This is a genomic window from Armatimonas rosea (assembly GCF_014202505.1).
GTDB lineage: Bacteria > Armatimonadota > Armatimonadia > Armatimonadales > Armatimonadaceae > Armatimonas > Armatimonas rosea.
In genome coordinates, this window is record NZ_JACHGW010000003.1 from 451,156 (window position 1) to 468,892 (window position 17,737).

Annotated in this window: 12 protein-coding genes; 9 read left to right on the top strand and 3 right to left on the bottom strand. The window is 65.4% G+C overall.

The genetic code is table 11. The features are described 5' to 3' along the window. Positions 1–7: 7 nt before the first annotated feature. Together HNQ39_RS17105 and HNQ39_RS17110 are read right to left on the bottom strand one after the other, a co-directional pair. A complete protein-coding gene (locus HNQ39_RS17105) occupies positions 8–4,630 on the bottom strand; it encodes an alpha-2-macroglobulin family protein (protein WP_184199017.1) in 4,623 nt (1,540 codons plus the stop codon). After that, positions 4,627–5,958 (bottom strand): hypothetical protein, encoded by a 1,332-nt coding sequence (locus HNQ39_RS17110; RefSeq protein WP_184199020.1) that lies wholly within the window; start codon positions 5,956–5,958, stop codon positions 4,627–4,629. Before HNQ39_RS17110 ends, HNQ39_RS17105 begins: the two co-directional genes overlap by 4 nt. A 58-nt stretch (positions 5,959–6,016) precedes the next feature. Between HNQ39_RS17110 and HNQ39_RS17115 the strand changes: the two genes are divergently transcribed. The 9 genes from HNQ39_RS17115 to HNQ39_RS17155 all read left to right on the top strand — a co-directional run bounded on the left by HNQ39_RS17115 (position 6,017) and on the right by HNQ39_RS17155 (position 16,749). Continuing rightward, entirely contained in the window at positions 6,017–6,382 is a 366-nt protein-coding gene (locus tag HNQ39_RS17115) for a DUF5615 family PIN-like protein (RefSeq protein ID WP_184199023.1), read from the top strand. 83 nt (positions 6,383–6,465) lie between these two features. Continuing rightward, on the top strand, positions 6,466–7,638 hold the full coding sequence (locus HNQ39_RS17120) for a DnaJ domain-containing protein (RefSeq protein ID WP_184199037.1): 1,173 nt from the start codon (positions 6,466–6,468) through the stop codon (positions 7,636–7,638). A 42-nt stretch (positions 7,639–7,680) separates the two neighbouring features. Further along, complete coding sequence (locus HNQ39_RS17125) at positions 7,681–8,940, top strand: hypothetical protein (protein ID WP_184199040.1); 1,260 nt, start codon at positions 7,681–7,683, stop codon at positions 8,938–8,940. Positions 8,941–8,972: 32 nt separating this feature from the next. Further along, positions 8,973–9,110, top strand: a complete 138-nt coding sequence (locus HNQ39_RS17130) for a hypothetical protein (RefSeq protein ID WP_184199043.1) — start codon at positions 8,973–8,975, stop codon at positions 9,108–9,110. A gap of 353 nt (positions 9,111–9,463) precedes the next feature. Further along, complete coding sequence (locus tag HNQ39_RS17135) at positions 9,464–11,179, top strand: tetratricopeptide repeat protein (RefSeq protein WP_184199046.1); 1,716 nt, start codon at positions 9,464–9,466, stop codon at positions 11,177–11,179. 10 nt (positions 11,180–11,189) lie between these two features. Then, on the top strand, positions 11,190–11,402 hold the full coding sequence (locus HNQ39_RS17140; protein ID WP_184199049.1) for a hypothetical protein: 213 nt from the start codon (positions 11,190–11,192) through the stop codon (positions 11,400–11,402). Between the two features lie 48 nt (positions 11,403–11,450). After that, on the top strand, positions 11,451–13,115 hold the full coding sequence (locus tag HNQ39_RS17145; protein ID WP_184199052.1) for a PEP-CTERM sorting domain-containing protein: 1,665 nt from the start codon (positions 11,451–11,453) through the stop codon (positions 13,113–13,115). Between the two features lie 2 nt (positions 13,116–13,117). Further along, positions 13,118–15,613 (top strand): ATP-binding protein, encoded by a 2,496-nt coding sequence (locus HNQ39_RS17150; RefSeq protein ID WP_184199054.1) that lies wholly within the window; start codon positions 13,118–13,120, stop codon positions 15,611–15,613. A 53-nt stretch (positions 15,614–15,666) separates the two neighbouring features. After that, the gene (locus tag HNQ39_RS17155; protein WP_184199058.1) at positions 15,667–16,749 is read left to right on the top strand and encodes a Gfo/Idh/MocA family protein; all 1,083 of its coding nucleotides are present in this window, start codon (positions 15,667–15,669) and stop codon (positions 16,747–16,749) included. On the opposite strand, the gene HNQ39_RS17160 is transcribed toward HNQ39_RS17155, so the two are convergent. Continuing rightward, positions 16,739–17,677, bottom strand: coding sequence for a hypothetical protein (locus tag HNQ39_RS17160; RefSeq protein ID WP_184199060.1), 939 nt, complete (start codon positions 17,675–17,677; stop codon positions 16,739–16,741). The genes HNQ39_RS17155 and HNQ39_RS17160 overlap by 11 nt on opposite strands. Positions 17,678–17,737 lie beyond the last annotated feature (60 nt).

Genomic DNA, 17,737 nt, shown 5'->3' on the forward strand with positions numbered 1-17,737 from the left:
CGGCTTTCTACCGGATTTCCAGTACCTCACCCGCCGACTCCGCGCGCACGTTTGCGCTGTACATCGGGGTGACTGCGCTGGGGAGAGCATGGCTCTTTCCCCGTGTCTGCGCCCGTAGATGGTACTCGTAGACATGCTTGCCCGGTGCCAGGTGCCGTGCAAAGAGCGCGACCCGGTCGTCCCGAACATCGATATGCGAGTACCAGAAATTCCAGCTACCGTAGGTATCGTCTTCCTCAAGTGTCCCACGGGCATTGGGCTCAAACCCGGCGGGGAAGCGGTCCTCCAGCAAGACAAACTCCTGCGCCTGAGTCGCCTCGACAATCAGCCGGACGCGCACGGTCTCCCCCTGCGGGAAGCTCGTGCTGGCTGCCTCGGGGAGGAGGCCCTTGGGCCCCGATGCCAGCCGGACATACTCGCGGCGTATTTTGAGCCCCTTGGCATCCAGCGGCGCGAGTGTCTCCGTGCGAGTGGTCTGGCGCAGAGTGGCGATTGCATAGCCGCCCGTCGCCTGGAGCGTATTGGATCTGGGCTGGAGCGCGGTGGCGGGGATAGTCGCCTCCCGTAGCTTGCCCCGTGGCGCGAGGGGGATCGGCTTGCCATTGAGGGTCAAAGACGGTGCCACGCTCGCGTTGTTGGACTCTGGCAGGAGGCAGAGGGTGGAGATCACGAAGGCGGTGTCTCGGGTGTTGCCGAAGTAGCTCTCGGTCTGGGTGGAGAGCAGGTAGGTGGTCGCCTTGGAGAGCACGGGGCTCTGCGGGAGGGTGGTGAGCAGGGCGCGCAGGGCTAGGGCCGTGGTCGTGCGCTCGCTCCCATCGCCCCAGTGGGCAAAGGCACCGTCGACCACCGCTTTTTTCTCCAGTGCCGTCGCGTAGGCAAGGGGATCGAGGCCCGCGCTCTTGCAGAACAGGACGAGCCAGGCGAGGGTATCGGCGCGCTTGGCGCTCGGCTCGCCGAAGCGGTGGAGCAGGGCGGGGGCGAGTGCGCGGGCGCGGGCGGGATCGACCCGGCTGGCGGCGTAGAGTGCGAAGGCGGTGTCAGGGACGGGGGTAAGGGGGGCTTCCAACAGTGCCCAGAGCGGCTTGGTGCCTCGGGTGAGGAGCTCGTCGGGGACCGCATAGCCCGCATCACGCGCCTCGGCGAGGCCCCAGACCGCGTAGGCGGTGTGCCAGAGATCAAAGTTGTCTCTGTACCACCAGCCCCAGCCCTTATCGCCCTGCTGCATCCCGGCGAGGTGCAATACCCCCTCCGCGACCAGGGCTTTGTCGGCGACACCCGCTGCGATCAGCGGGACAAAGCGGCTGACCGTCTGCTCGACACAGCCATAGGGGTATTTTCGGAGGTAGTCGGTCGCCTCGGTGATGGTTGTCTTTAGGCTGGGAGCGATCCGCACGGTCAGCGACGAGCGCTCGGCAATCGCGCCTTCGGGGACGGTGAGAGCGAGCGCACCCTGCGGATCGAAGCCGTAGTTGGTGACTGTCTCCCGGGCAAAAGGGCGCACGGTGAGCGGGAGCTTGACCCCATCGGTGAGGCGCGTCTCGGTCCAGCCCTCCAGGATCAGCTCCGTGGACTCGGGCATCCCTCCCGGAACCGTCCAGCTCCAGGTCGCCTCCCCGATCGTCCCCGTGGCCACCGTCAAGGTCTTCTCCGGCTCGCTCAGACCGGCGGCCTTGAGACGCAGGTGCGCGGTCTGCGACTGCCCACTGTTGTTGTGGACGAGGCCGGTGAGCTTTACCTGGTCGCCCTCCACCACAAAGCGGGGCATGTCCAGGCGCACGAAGAAGGGGCGGTTCACCAGGATCTTTGCCCGTGCGTAGCCGACTGCAGTCTGGTCGCTCACGGCGTGCGCCACGGCCCGCCAGGTGGTGAGGTTGTCGGGGAGGGGAAAGGTCACGGTCGCCTTTCCCTCGGCGTTGGTGCGCACCTCGGGGTTCCAGTAGGCGGTATCGACAAACTTCTCGCGGGTCTTGACCTTGATGCCGTCCTTGCCATCGCCTGCCAGGTAGAGAATCTCAAACGAGTGCCGCGTGCGGACATCGCTGGTGCGGTGCGGGTAGAACGCCTTCCGAAGCGCCTTGGAATCGTCTTCCTTGAGCGCGTAGATAGCCTCATCGGCGACCGAGAGCGCGAGCTCGGTGGCGACCGGCTTGCCCGCGCTATCGGTCACGGCGACCTCGAAGCGGGCGGGCTGGCCGGGCTCGTACTGGGGCTTGTCGGGGGTGAGGGCGATACTCAGGGTCTTGCGGGGCAGGGTGACACGCAGGGGGGTCTCGGTCTGCTGGAGCTGCTTGTGGGCGACATAGACCGCGCCGAGCGAGACATTGGGGCCGTACTCTTCCAGGACAGGAACCGCGATCCGGGTGACACTCTGGCGAACGGGAACCGCGATTGCCTTGTAGAGCCGCTCGCCCTCGATCGTGAGCAGTACGGTCTGGCCGGTCTCCGCCGCGCCAATCACGACCTGTGCGGTCTCGCCGGGGGCGTAGCTGCGCTTGTCGGTGGCGAGGGTCAGGCCCGCGAGCCGGGTGCTGTCCTCGGCGACCTCATCGCGTGGGGTCACCCAGAGGGTCTGGTGGGTCTGGGCCTCGCGGCCGGCGCTATCGCGTGCGGTGGCTATCAGATCGATATCGCCGCTCTTCGGGAGCGTGATCGTGAGGGTCGTGCGCCCGTCCTCGCCGCTCTTTCCGGTGAGCGGGGCCATGACCGCGACCGGGCCTTTCTTCTCCTGGTGCTCGACTCGCAGGGTGACCGGGGCGTTGGCGACCGCCTTGCCCTCGTGGTCGCGGACCGTGATAAAGAGGCGGGTAGGCTGTCCCGCGCGGGCGAGATAGCCCTCGGGGGTGAGAGCCACTTTGACATCGGCGGCGGTGACACTCACATCCGCGGACTGCTCCACCTCCCGCTCGGCGTTGTCGGTGACATAGGCGGTGAGCTTGTAGCGCTCGGTCTGGGCGGGGAAGTGGGGGCGTGTGGGCTCGTCGCTGTCCTCAGCCTCTTCTTTGGGCTCGGGCTTCTCGGGCTCGGTGGGCAGCGAGAGGCTCAGGTGCCCGGTGTCATCTAGCCGCCCCTCACCATCGGCGACCAGGCTCCCCGAGCCATAGTCCTCCCCGGCGAGGTCCTCTTCCATCCCCGGCCAGCCCGTGTTGTCGTAGTCGGCGGACCAGTCGGTCTCCCGGGTGAGGCTCCAGCGGACCTTGGCATTTGCGACGGGTGCTCCAAAGTAGTAGGTCGCCGCGATCGTTGCGTCCAGGCGGCCGCTTCGCAGGAGCCGTAGCTGCTTGGGCGTGACACTCACCGAGAACTCGGGCTTGCGGTAGGAGGCGATCTCGATACTCTGGAGATGCCGCTTCCCCGCAACCTCCACTTTTAGGTCGTAGAAGCCGGTCTGGCCCTCGGGGTTGACCGTGAACTCCCCGATCACCGCGCCACTGGCAGTGACGGTCTTGGTCTCTTTTTGGAGCTCTAGGCCGTTCGGGTCGGTGAGCGTGACGACGGCAGGCTCGCCGGCGGGCAGGCGGTAGGCGGTCGCGTTTCCAGGAGTCGGGCGGCGTAGGATGGTCTTGTAGTGGACGGTCTGGCCGGGGCGGTAGAGCGGGCGGTCCGTGATCGTGTGGCCCACCAGCGCCTCGTGGTCGTCTTCTTGCGCCCCCCGCGCCTCGTAGATCATCGTCTCATCGTCGCCGACCCGTGCCAGGGTGGCCGAGCCGCTGGCAGTCACGCCGCGCAGCGTCGCGAGGCCCTGGGCATCGGTCGTGCTCTCGGCGACCACACTGCCCGCCAGAAACTGCTGGACACGTGCTCCCGCTCGGGGCGTCCCCCGCTCGATATCGACCACAAAGGCGAGAAGGCTCTTGTCGCTCGGGGAGTAGTGGGTCACCAGGGCCGTGTCGGTGAGCTGCACCCAGGACCAGACCGTCTGCTTGGCGTGGGTCAGGCGGGCGAAGTAGAGGCCGGGCTTCTTCTCGAGGCCGCGCAGGGGCAGGCGCAGGGTAAAGAACCCCTCTCGGTCCACGCGGGAGATCGCCTCCTGGTTCTCGACGATCGGTGTCGTGCAGAGCGGCTTGAGCGCGGTGGGCAAGGTGCTGGTCGCCTCGCTCCACGCGTTTCCGATACGCCCCAGTGCCTCGGCGCGCTCGGGCTTGCTCAGGACCTCCGAGAGGCGCGCACGGTAGAGGGAGACCCCGATCTTCTCCCCAGCACTGCCCAGCCCGGTGAGCGCGAGTGTTGGCGTCTCATGCGTTCCAAAGGTCCGCTGCTGGGTGTAGGTAAGCTCCAGTGCCGCGCCATTGGGCTCCAAGGCGGGCTCGGTGTGGGTGGTGGTGGCCTCACGGACCTGGAGGTCTTTGACGGTGCCATGGTGGTGCTGCGCCTGGGGAGAGAGCGAGTAGGTGCCCACCGGGATGTGTGAGAGAGAAAAGTGGCCGCGTGAGTCGGTGTGGGCCCGCCAGCGGCGCCGGTCGCTCTCCGCCTCGGGCACCAAGACCACGGTCGCATCGGCGAAGGGCTTCTTGGTCGTGGCAAAGGTGACCGTGCCGTCGACCGTTCCCACGGGCTCGCTCTGGGCAAAGAGCGCCCCAAAGCCGAGCAGGATCAGCAGGACCGCGAGGGTGGGAGCAAGGGCTGTCTTCATTTCTGCCTCCGCGCGAGGGCGTAGCCGATCCCAAGACACACGGCCCAGGCAAGCACCAGCTCACCCGTGAGGAGTAGCCGATCCAGGCGGGTCTTGCTGGCGAGGGGAGCGAGGTGCCCCAGGAGCTGTGCGAGGGCGGTGGCCACTCCCAGCGAGTAGAGCGGTGCAAGCGTGAGCTCTCTCTCCGTGGCCGCGCTCCAGAGCTGCCCGGCGAGCAGCCCGAGGACAAGGGTCAGGCCCGCGGGAGCGCCGTAGAGGATGCAGAGGACAGTCGGGGCAACAAGCAGGGTCGCTCCCGCGGCGAGGGGGCCCGGGAAGCCGCTCGCCAGCCGTGGCAAGAGCCCCCCCAGGAGCAGGCCGAGGAGAAGGTACTGCTCATGGAGGCCAAAGCCGTGTGCCCCGTCGAAGCGCTGTGCGACCAGCCGCCAGAGCGCCGCCAGCGCCGCCGCGACCAGGCCAGGCAGGAGGACCTCGGTCTTCTCCGTGAGCAGGCACAGCAGCCCCAGACCAATCGCCAGCAGAGCGACCGCGTAGCCCTGTCCCGTATGGTTGGCCGACGTGATCGCAAGGACAATGAGGAGCGCACTCAGGGCTCGCTTTTCAGTCTGGTGGAGCCAGAGGAGCATCAGAGTGAGGGGGAAGGCTATCGCTGCGGCGGTCAGGACACCGACATTTTTGAGCGGCCCGATGAGCGTGAGGGCAAGGGGCCGTGTCGCGAGGAGGGCGTAGACGAAAAATCCGACAAGCCCTATGATGGCTCGCATGTCCTTGTCGCGCGCCTTGATGTGTCCCTGCACACTGGCGATCACGAGCCCTCCGACCGCAAAGAGCGGGGCAAAGGCCAGCCAGCCGCCGCGGATCGCCGCCCCGCCCCGGAAGGTGCCCAGCGCCGCCGCCGACCCAACCCCGACCGTGAGCGAGCCGACAAGGGTGAGCGACGGTACGCTCTCGGGGTGGCGGAGCCCTGTCAGGCAGAGTGCGGCGAGCAAGCCCAGTGTCGCACCAAGCAGGTTCTCACGGGGGAAGCTCCCGTGCTGCATCAAAAAGAGGAACAAGGGAGCCAGCGCCAGCCCTGCGGCGGCCGTGGGCCTCTCTTGCAGGACAAGCCAGGCTGCGAGTGCCCCAAAGATGCCTCCAATGAGCACACCTAGCCCTAGCGCCTGACCTGGGGCGAAGCTCCCCGAGGTGGAAAGGGAGAGAAGAAAGGCGACAAGGGCAGGGAGCGCGCTCTGCCAGGGTAGCGCGACAGCTCGTCGTGGCGGCAGAAAACCAACCCCTCCCGTGAGTAAACTCAACACCAGCGCAACAACCAGCAGGCCACGTTCCATGAGGCACCTCTTCCACTGTCGATTATACCGGCTTGAGACCCCCGTGATAGAATTTGGCATGAAACTGCTACTGGACCAAGGCCTCCCTTTTCGCAACGCGGCGCTCTTGCGGGCGCAGGGAGTCGATGGGGTGCACACCGAGGAGCTCGGGCTGGGGCTGGCACGCGATGAGGAGATCCTTGCCCACGCCCGCCGCGAGCAGCGCACGGTCGTGACCCTGGATTCCGACTTTCACACACTCCTCGCCTGCACCGGTGCGAGCAAGCCCTCCGTGATTCGCCTGCGGATCGAGGGGCTCTCCGCCGAGGGAGTCGCCGCGCTGGTGCCCCAGGTCCTGGATGGGCTGACGGCGACCCTTCCGCAGGGGGTGGCGGCGAGTGTCGATAGCCTCCATCAGGTCCGAGTACGCCCACTGCCGCTCTGATTGCGGGAGAGAGTGGAAAAAAATCGTGAGTCTGCCGATAAGTAAGGGAGGGGAGCGGGTGGGCTCCCCGTAAGACTACCGGTATGACTGTTAAGTCCTGGACACAATTTAACTGCTACGATGTGCTCAAGGTGGCACCGGGTGCCTCCGAGACCGAGATTCGCACGGCCTTTAAGCAGGCATCACGGCGCGCCCACCCGGACCGGGGCGGCTCGCACGATGCCCAGGTCCAGGTCAACCTTGCCTACGAAGTCCTGAGCAACACCGAGACCCGCGCCAAGCACGACCGGCACTGGAAGCTCGGGGCGCACGCCGCCGGGCCGATCCTTCCTTTCTTCACCGGCGATGAGGCGGTTCGTAATCTCTGGACGGGTGTCGGGGGGAGCTCCCGCAAGCTCGCCGATGGCAAGGGCTCGTCGGGGGTGGTGCGTCGGGTAAAAGAGCGGATCAACCGAGACCGGGACCGCATCACGCTCGACCGGGAGAACCGCAAGGCCATCCTCGTGGCCGAGTTTGAGAAAAAGCTCCAGAAAGCACGTCTTGAGACCGGCGTCCTCGCGCTGGCCATCGGGCTCTCGGTGCTGGTGGGGAGTGTCTACACCTTTGGGTTTCTCGGAGTCGCGGGCTTTGGCGCTCTGCTGGCCCGGCGGCTGGGGGGAGTCTTGGTGCACCCGGAGACCGACCTCAAGCTGGCAGTCCTCGATCCGTTGGCGAAGAAGCACCTCGACGAGGCCGCGGAGCGGCTCTCCCAGGAGTCCGTCGCACGGGATCGCGAGCGGCTAGAGGTACACTTCGCCGCCCTGGAGCAGCTCGGGAAGCTGGTCACCACCACCACCAAGGCCACCGACTCCGAGGGGCAGGTGCTCCGTCGCCTGCTCGCGGTGCTCTTTATCTTGGGCCTCATGCCCACCCGCCACGACTCCGCGGCGCAGCGCGTGATCCTCCAAGGCGAGGGCGAGTGGGCCGCGCTCTTCTACCGCCACGCCGGAACCCAGCAGCTCGCCACCGCTACCGTGGAGAAGATTATCGCTGCCCGCGCGTCGGTGAACGCCCAAGCGGCCTTTCTCTACAACCTTGGGGGGCTCTCCCAGAAAGCCGCCGAGCGCGCGGAGAGTGCCTACATCCGCTGGGTCGGGATGCGCGAGCTCAATACCTGGGCCCGCCAGGTCTGGACCTCCGAGAACGGGGGACCGTCGGGGGATATCCTCCAGCGCCTCGCTGAGTTCAAGGCATTTCTCGATACCCTCCCCAGCTAGTCTGTAACGCTGTCGTCACGGTAGCTTGTTAATCTAGGAGGCATGATGCAAAACGCTAAGAAACTCGCGCTGGGCTACCTGGCGCAGACACAGGCACTTCTTCCCAAGGTTGGGATCGATGACCACCCCGGCGACGGCGGCCCCGACTTTGGCAAGCGCACTCGGGATGCAATTCTCCGTGTCTACCTGGGGATGGCCAAGGCGCAGGACGGGCTGGCAAGCGAGGCGGTGATCAAGAACACGCTCGCCAAGGCCGTGTCGCTGGTCACCGTGGACGGTAAACCCGACCTTGGCCTCGTGGAACTGGTGGTGGAGGGCTACCTCAACCAGCTCTGGAAGGCAGAGGCACTGGCACTGGTGCAGAAGTACGACTCCGTGGGCTACTTCGCCGCCAATAACCTGCCGTTTATGCGCGTGATCGACGACAAAGACGCCCCGGCTATTCTGCGAGAGGCACTCAAAAATACGGAGAAGATCCCGCAAATCACCGAGCGTCTCGCCCAGTACCTCGCAATCGCCGAAGCCGCGCTGATGAAGGGCTTTGCCGACGAAAAAGACGCGGCACGGGCGGCGGCACTCGCGCTGGCACCACGCGTGGTGCACGACGGGCGCTTTGGGGCACTGACAGTCTGCCTGGGCATCTCCCAGTCCCTGCCCGCTGATAAGGCCCTCGCGGAGCAGAACCTACGCAAAGAGACCGTCGACGCGCCCGGGTACCTGGCACTGGGGCTGATCTGGCTGGGGAAAAAGCCGGAGGCACTCGCGGCTCTGGGCAAGCTAACCAAAGACTCGCGCCCGGATGACTTGCCCCCGCGTATGGTCATATTGCTGGAGGAGAAGGAGTACCTTGCCCATGTCACACGCACCAAGAACTACACCGCCGCATGGCGCGATGCCAAGAACACCACTTTGTTTATCGACGCGGAGCGTCGCCTTAATATTGCGCTTCTCGCAGAAAAACTAGACCCAGCCTCAGCGTCGGCACGGGACTGGTACCGGGTCTATCAAATTGTCCAAGACAACCCCGATATTGCCGGGCGCCTCCTGCCGCAGCTCAAGAAAAAGCTACGCGTAGAGCTAGTCGAGAAAGAGAAATACTGGAAGCAAAAGGCGTCCACGAGCGAGCTGAGCATGCGTCAAGCGGATATCTCGGAGTATGTTGAGTTCGCCGCCTACGCCGACCCGCCCACCGCGCTCCGGCTCCTTCCCCGCGTCACCGAGCCACGCTGGCGCATCGACGCCCTCGTCGCGCTGGCACAGGCAGAGAGCATCCGCAGTCGCCCCAAGGGAGATGCGGGGTAGCTTATTTTTCACGAAGCAAGAAAGGTTAGAAGATGCAAAACCTACCGATCTCGGAGCTGGTGGAGGTGCACATCGCTCTCACCAAGCTCCAGACGCTGATACGGGTGGCAGGGAAGCCCGACCTCCTGAAAAGCATTGCGGACGAAGCCCGGCAGGAGATGTGGAAATGAATCGCTTGACATTCCTAGGAGGTTTGGGAGGCAGTCTTGGCAGTGCCGTTCTTGCCCAACCCCCGACAAAAGACGAGGAGCAAAAGAAAGTACGCGAGGAGCTCGCGAGCCTCACGAAGCAAATCGATACCCATCGTGAGAAAGAAAGAAACGAGGCCGATTCGCGTAAGCGAGCGGAGCTACAAGCCGATCTCGCACGCTGGTACAACCTTCGCGGGACCTTGTGGATGGAACTCGAAGAGTGGCAAGCCGCTCTGCTGGATTTTAGCGACTCTCGAAGATACTACAGGCTGCCAGAAAAATACTTCATTACCGACAACGGCTGGTTGGAAGCGACACTGAACTATGCAGAAATGCACTGGAGGCTGGGGCACTTCGACGATGCCGTCCAGTACGCGAAAGATGCCCGAGCCAAGGGCAAAAGAACCGCAGATGCCGACTTTATCTTGGCACAGGCTTATGCCGCTCTTGGGGATCTCTCTAGTGCGGCGGTGGCGGCCTCGAACTGCTTTGTCGCTCGTAGCGGTGATAAGACGGTCGATTCCAAGAAACTGGCCAACACGGAGCGGCTACAGGGCATGATTGGCTATCTTCAGGGAGAGCTGCCTCTCGCACAGGCGCACTGGCAAGCGGCGGCGGCACGCGACGGGCGCTTCGGCACGATCGATCCCTTCGATCCCAAACAAGCAGCTCTGAACGGCGCGATTGCCAAGAACCCAAAAGACTTCACGGCACGGCTGGCACGGATTATCTACTTTCGAGAGCGCGCCGCCTTCCAACAAGAAGAGAAACGGATTCGGGCAAAAGCAAGTACGGATCGCACGCCCGACGAGGTCGCCTTGCTCCGAAACTCCGTTGGGGCTGCCAAAGGGGGCTACATCAACCTGCTGAACATCCGAAGCCCGCTCCCCCACTCGTTCGAGGAGGCGGCGCTGCTGGATTTGAAGGTGGCACTGAACCTTCAGCCGAAGAGCAACGCGGTCTACTTCGAGTGGTTCGTAGCGCTGACCAACTACAACAGAAAAGCTCCCAAACTAAGTATCAAAGAGGGAGTTATTCGGCAACATCCGAACCTCTACTTCCTTCTGGCGGCGCACTACGCCCGTCAAGACCCCGAGGTTCTCTATGTGATGGGCGCGCAGTCGGGAGGCCTCGTGACACCCGGTACGGCTGTTGGGTTTCTCTCGCGGGGGCTGCTCCTCGCTCCTACCCACCCCTTCGCCGACGCAGCACGGAAGCTGCGCGATGAGACGGTGAAAAAGCTACCCTGCGCGACGCTACCCAGCCCGCCCCCCGGCTCTCCCAAGACGGCGCTGGAGTGGAAGGAGCGCGGCAATGCCTTCAACGCGGGCGGCGACTGGCGCAACTCCCTAGAGTGCTATGAGAAAGCCGTTGCCCTCGACCCCAAGTTCGCCGACGGCTACAACAACATCGGAGGAGTCTACCAAAGCATCGGCTGCTACGACAGAGCCATGGAGGTACTGGACAAGGCCATCGCGCTGGCTCCACAGCACAGATTCGCCTACCTCACCCGTGCCCGAGTAGGAGTTACCGTGGGAGGCTACGACAAGGTCCTCGCCGATGCCGAAAGGGCCGCTACCTACGGGGCGACTCCCAGCGCCAAGGCAGAGGCGTCTAGTGTCAGAGCCGAGGCCTTGCTACGCCAGTTCCGTGCGGACGAGGCACTAAAGGCGGCGACCGAGGCGACGACGCTCGATGCCAACAACACGGGGGCCTGGGCGCGACGGGGAATCGCGGAGCTGTACCTGGGAAAAGACGCGGTGAGTGCGTTTGATCGGGCAGGAACGAATCCCTACACTCGACTGCTGCGCTGCCTTGCCGTGATCTTGGCCGTCCCCGAGGGAGGTGAGGTCTACCCGGAGCAGAACGGCAAGGGGGGCTGGAAAGCTCTAGAAACCGAGAAGATCTCCAACGAGTTCGACCAGATGATGCTTTTTATACTGGTCTGGCAGGAGAGCGAGCTTGCGCCCAAGCCAGGATCGACGCGTGCGAGGCGGCTCGCGAGCTTCTACCACGATATCTTCCTTGCGCGAAATCCCGCCTCGTAGATGATCGGACATGGTGCGGGTGCATGTCTTCCCCGACGGCTTCACAAAGCTCCTTTGTGCCCAGGACTTCAACGACAGCTCCAGTAGCATCGCTGCCACCACGGTTGAGTTCAGCCGCGACAAGCGCGGACTACTTATCGTCAGCGAGAGCTACTCGGAGCGCGAGGGGGGCGGGCACACGACCGATTACTTTTGGACAGGGCATCGCTTCAAAGAAAAATAGCGGGTGTTCGTCACGCTGTGTTCACGCAAGCCCCGTAGCATAGCGGGCATGCGAACTCTTTCTCGTTTTAGCTCTCTCGCCCTCGCGCTGACTCTCTCTGTCGGCGCAGCACAGGCACAGTACATCGCGCGTCGGCTCAGCACGCCCAGCTTTCCCCAAGCCGTCAGCTCCGTGAGTGGCAACCGGGCGGTCGGCACGTTTGGCTCATCGAGCACCCGCAACCGTGAGGACGCCATGCTCTGGGACATCCGTGTCGGCACGCCCACTTTTCCCGAGAGCCCCGTCAATAGTGCCTACCAGCAGATCAGCGGCGACTGGGTGATCCAGAGCCAGTTTGACTTTAGCGTGATCCAGGTCACCAGCAACCGGACCTACACAGCGAAGAACCTGGTCACCAACCAGACAGTCAGCCTCGGAATCTCCGCCTCGGCGAACAACTCCCAGACCTACACCAGCACGGTCCCAAATCTCCGCGAGGGCTGGGCCTTTACCAACACGGATGTGCGAAGCATCGCTATCGGGCCCTACAACACCTACTCGTCAACGGCGTTCAACCTCGCGACAGGGCAGCAGTATAGCTTCACCTGGGGGCCACTGTTCTCGTCGTTTCCGCGCCAGATCCTGGATATCAGTGGCACGAATGTGCTAGTGAACCTGACGGGAACGGGCTTTGGCTTTCTTGACCTCCCGACCGGCAATATCACCAACCTCAGCACTGGGCTCTCGTCGGTGCGCGGCATGAGCGGCAACTATATCGTGGGGACCAGCACGGCGACTGGCGCGGTGGCGGTCTATGAGATCGCCAGTGGGACGACGCGCAACCTGGGGACGATCGGCTCACTGACCGGGGCGAGCACCGTGATGGTGGGGGCAAACCAGACGGTCGGGACGGCGCAGCAGGCGGGGAGCAACCGCGCGGTGCTGTGGGACAACGCGACGGGCGCAGGGACCAACCTACACGGCTATCTCCCGAGCGGCTACACCAGCTCCAGCGCGATCGCAATCGACAAGAACTTCGCCGACGGTCCGCTCCTGCTCAATGCCTTCAACAACCTCGGTCAGTCCGATACCTACGCATTGCGCCGCTTCGGGGGCGCAACGGTTGAGATCGACACCCCGGAGATCGCGACTTTCGATAGAGACTACACCCAGAGCGGCGGTGGTGTCTCTAATGCGGGGACGATCCAGTGGACGAACCCATCGGGGATCTACACCCTGAGCGGTGGGGGCTACCTCTACAGCACGGGGAGCATCCTGGGGGGCATTAGCAATGGTGGCGGGACTCTCTCCGGTGGCCTGGGCAGCGGGGGCAGTGGCGGCGGGATCGGGGCGTTCTCGGCGACCGGGGGCTACGCACAGGGCAGTGGGGGAACGCTCCTGCTCAATATCGGCGGGGGAAGCTCCTTTGACACCTTTAGTTTTGGGGGAACCGCAACCCTGGGAGGGACGCTGGAGATCGCACTGTCAGGCGGCTTCCTCCCCGATGTAGGCCAGGGCTTCCTGTTCTTCTCCGCTCCCAATCTCAATGGCAGCTGGGAGCGGATTGTCTCGCCAGGCTACCTCTGGGACGTCACCTACACGCCCACGGGTGCCACGGCAATCTTCCGAGGCCCCCTAGCCGGTGGAACCTCCGCTCCGGAGCCCTCCACACTCGCGCTTATTTCCCTCGCGCCACTGGCTCTCCTCATCCGCCGCCGGTACAATCGGGCCTAGAGATGCTCTGGAGAGTTCGTTTACTGGGGGGGCTGGCGCTAGAGCGGGATGGGTTTCCCCCCGTGACGCACTTTCGGAGCCGTAAGACCGCGGGCTTGCTGGCCTACTTCGCCCTCTTTCCGGGCCAGCACTCCCGCGAGCGGCTGATCGACCTGTTCTGGCCCGACGACCCCTTGCCGCAGGGGCAGCAGAGCCTCCGCGCCGCGCTGACATCACTACGCCGCCAGCTAGAGCCGCCGGAGCTGCGGGCGGGCAGTGTCGTGCTGGCGACGAGGACCCATGCGGGGCTCCATCCCTCGGCGATTCAGACCGATGTGGCCGAGCTGGAGGCGGCGCTCAAGGCGGGCGACCGAGCACGGGCCGAGCGCCTCGCGCTGGGGCCACTCCTCCCCGATTTCTACGACGACTGGGCGATCACGGCCTCCGAGGCCCTGACCGCGCGCCTGGAGCGTGTCGGGCTGGGGGAGCCCGGCGCAGCTCCTCCGCCCGTTGCGCCACTCTCCCGCACCCACAAACGCCTCGGCGTGCCGCCGTCGCTGGACCGCTTCTTTGGGCGTGAGGCGGAGCGGGCGCAGCTTCAGGAGCTCCTGCTCGCCGGCGTTCCTGTGACCCTGACCGGCGCGGGAGGCAGTGGCAAGACACGTCTCGCCACGGAGCTTGCGCTTGGGTGGGAGGGGACCAGTGTCTTTGTAGCGCTGGCCGATGTCCACGACACAAGCGAGCTGCCCGAGCGCCTGGCACGCCTGCTCGATGTACGCGCTGAGGGCATCACGGCGGCACTGGAGGCGGAGAGTGCCCCCTTGCTCGTGCTGGACAACACGGAGCACCTGACGGGCGCGGCGCTCAAGGCCTTTGTGCTCTCCCTGCGAACGGCCCTTCCCCCGCTACGCCTGCTGATCACCTCACGCCAGCGGGTCGGGTTTCCGGGGGAGCGGCTCCTGCCCCTGGCCGCGCTACCGCTGCCGAACTCGGATGCCGAGCTCGCCAGCCTGGCGAGTGTCCCGAGTATCGCGCTCTTTGTGGACCGGGCACAGGCCTGCCGCGGGGACTTTCAGCTCACCCTGCGCAACGCCGGAGCGCTCGCCGAGCTGGTGCAGACCCTGGAGGGCGTGCCGCTTGCTATCGAGCTGGCAGCCTCGTGGACGGGTGTCCTGACCCCGAGCCAGCTCTCGGAGCGGGTGCAGGCGTCGCGGCTGGCGCTCCCCGCGCGGCGGGGGCGTGCGGGGCGGCACGACTCGCTCTGGGCCGTGGCGCACAGTAGCTACACGCTGCTCTCGCCCGAGCTCCAGCGGCTCTTTCGGCTCCTCGCGGTCTTCCGTGGGGGCGCGACCCTCGCGGCGATTGCGGCTGTCGCCGAGGAAAAACAGGTCGAGGAGGCCGTGCTGCGGCTCAGTGAGCGCTCGCTAGTTCGCCAGACCCTCGGGGAGACGCCGCGCTTTGCGCTGCCCGAGGCACTCCGGGAGTTCGCCGCCGAGCGCTTGAGCGAGGTGGCTGAGGAAGAAGCAGCGCTGGGGCGTCACGCGACCTTTTTTATGGCCCACGCCGAGGGGCTGGAGAGCGAGCTCGCCACCGAGCGCCAGGGCCAGGCACTCGCCCAGAGCGACAGGGAGTTCGACAACTTCGCCGCCGCCCTTGCCCACGCCGATGCGGAGCAGGCGCTACGGCTCAGCAGTGCGCTCTGGCGGTTCTGGGAGTCGCGGGGGCGCTTGCGGGAGGCGGAGCGCGCGCTCACCGAGGCGCTGGCCCACCCCGATTCCAGCGCGCCCGCCCTCCTCGATAGCCGGGCACGGGCGCTGGGGGGCCTCGGGGTCGTGCGGGTCCGGCAGCGCGACTACGCAGGGGCACTCGTGGCGCAAGAGGCGGCGCTGGCGATCCGCCGCGAGCAGGCCGAGCCTGTCGGGATCGCGGTGGCACTCTACAACGTGGGGATGGTCGCCTCGGCATCGGGGGACTTTGAGCGGGCGGGGGGCCTCTACGACGAAGCCCTTCTGCTCTTACGGCCCACCGGCGACACGCACCGGCTCTCGACCATGCTCATGGCGCGGGGCAATCTGGAGGTGCGCCGCAAGCAGCCGCTCCTGGGCCTGCCGTATCTGGAGGAGGCGCGGCGTGTCCAGACCGACACCGGCAACGTCATGGGCTTGATCTACACCCTCATGGCCCTTGCGGCCCTGCGCTACGAGCTGGGGGAGCTAGACACGGAGCTTGGGCTCTACGAAGAGGTGCTCCCGCTCTGTGTCGCGATCAACGACGTGGTCAACGGGGCGACTGCCCTTCTCAACATGACCGAGACACTGATGGAGCAAGAGGCCGACCCCGAGCGGATTGTCTTTCTGGCGGCGCTGGGGGAGAGCACGCGCCGCAAGCACGGCATCCCCCTGCTCCCCGCCGACGACGAGCGCCGCGCCAAGCTCGCGCCCCTCCTGGAGCAACCCCGCTACGCCCTCCTCTGGGCACGCGGCGAGGCTACCGACTGGACCCAGTGGGACTCCCCATAAACGAGGAAGGAAATCCACCGCCTTGCACCGAAGTGAGAGGGCGGAGGACTGTCATGACCAAGGACGGCAAGGTTGCGGTTGGGATTATTGGGTTTGGGGGGATTGCGCGGGGAGCGCACCTGACGAGCGGGTACCGGAAGCTCCCGGACTGGTGTGAGGTGGTGGCGGCGGCGGATATCCTGCCGGAGCGCTGTGCACAGGCAAGTGGGCAGTTCGGGATTCCCGAGACCTACGCGACGCACACGGAGCTCTTGGCGCGCGACGATATCGACGCGGTCTCGGTGTGTACGGGCAACTACGCCCACGCGCCGATCACCATCGATGCGCTGCGGGCCGGCAAGCACGTGCTCTGTGAGAAGCCCATGGCGATGAACGCCGAGGAGTGCAAGGCGATGATCGCGGCACAAAAAGAGACAGGCAAGAAGCTTCAGATCGGCTTTAACATGCGCTACTCGCCGGGAGCGCAGAGCCTCAAGCGCGCGGTGGAGGCCGGGGAGTTTGGCGAGATCTACCACGCCGCCGCCCGTGCGATCCGCCGGCGCCGTGTGCCGTCGCAGGGCGTCTTTATCAACAAGAAGCTCAATGGCGGCGGGCCGCTGATCGATATCGGGGTCCATATCACCGACATGACCCTCTGGCTGATGGGGCACCCCAAGCCGGTCGCGACTGTCGGAAGCGCGGTCTGCAAGATGGGCAAGACCCCCGGCCTCGTGGCGGAGTGGGGGGCTTGGGACACCGAGGCCTACACGGTCGAGGACTTTGCAAGTGCCTACGTCCGCTTCGAAGACGGCCGCACAATGACCTTGCTAGCGTCGTTCTTGGCCAATATCGACGAAGAGCACTTCGATACCCAGCTCTTTGGGACGGGCGCGGGCGCGTTCTTCGATGCCAACGCGGGCAAGTACAAGCTCTACCGCGAGGAGTTCGGCACCCTCACCGATACCACGACGGGCTGGCTCCCGAGTGTCGCCAGCACGCACGGCAAGGAGATCGAGATGTTCCTCAAGGCGATCCGCGAGGACATGACCATCGACGAGGTCGGGGCCGCGACCGGCGAGCAGGCGCTGATGGTGACCCAGATCATGGACGCGATCTACAAGTCTAGCGAGACCGGCGGCGAGGTCGCTATCTCGTAAGGGGAACCGCACACGGGGCGAGGGTGGGCTGGTTGTAGGCCCGCACTCGCCCCACGTAGACTGTCAGGCCCTTATCGCCATCGTCGTAGGCATCGGCAGGGTGCGCGGGGTCGTCCCACACAACGGTGGTGTTGTGAAATCCTTGGAGGCAGAAGCTGGAGAGCCCCAGGAAGTTATCCGGTGTCAGGTGGAGCGTGCCCGCCTCAAGACGTGCCCCCACCAGCCGTTCGACCACGGCGCTGTCCCACGCCGGGCAGCTCTCGCGCGGCGCGTCGAAATCGCCCGCGTCGAAGCACGCTTGCACACTCTCGTCCGCGAGGGGCGGCGGCGTGAGCCCCCGCCAGCGCAGGGCCTGGCAGTGCGCCACCAGCCGGGTGAGCCAGGGGTCGCTACAGTCGAAGAGAAGCCGGTGCTCCGACGACCACCGCTCCAGAAGCTGCACTTGCACGGCGGCGGGGCGTGGCTCAAAGAACCAGCGTGTCGCGCTCTTAAAGGCATCGTCCTCCGTGGCCGCGCGTCCCAGGGTGAAGTTCCGGGAGACCACCATATCGGGTGGCAGGTGGATCAGGAGATCGTCTAGGGGCGGCGTGCAGCGGTGCACCCAGCCGGTCGGGCTCTCGCCGTTTTTCTCGCTCCAGCGCGGCGTCAGCTCCACAAAGACCGTCTCCGACGAGGGATTGCGGATCAGGAGCGAGACCACGACGGTGCCGTCTGGGGCCACAAAGCTATCCTGAACCAGCTGCAGCTCCGAGAACTCGGCCCGTCCGTAGAGGCTCGTGTGGCTAGGCCGCCAGTGGCCATCGGTGGGGAGCACGGGCTCGCCATCGGAGGCAATGGTGAGTGTCAGCGCCTCCGTCCCCCAGCTCTCCTGGGAGAAGGGGCGACGGAGCAAGTCATTGAGGCCAGCGTAGCGTGGGTCGAGGATCACGGGACTGATTCTACCCGATGACCGAGAGATCGCCCCCGTTGGAGGGGGGCGTCTATCTGT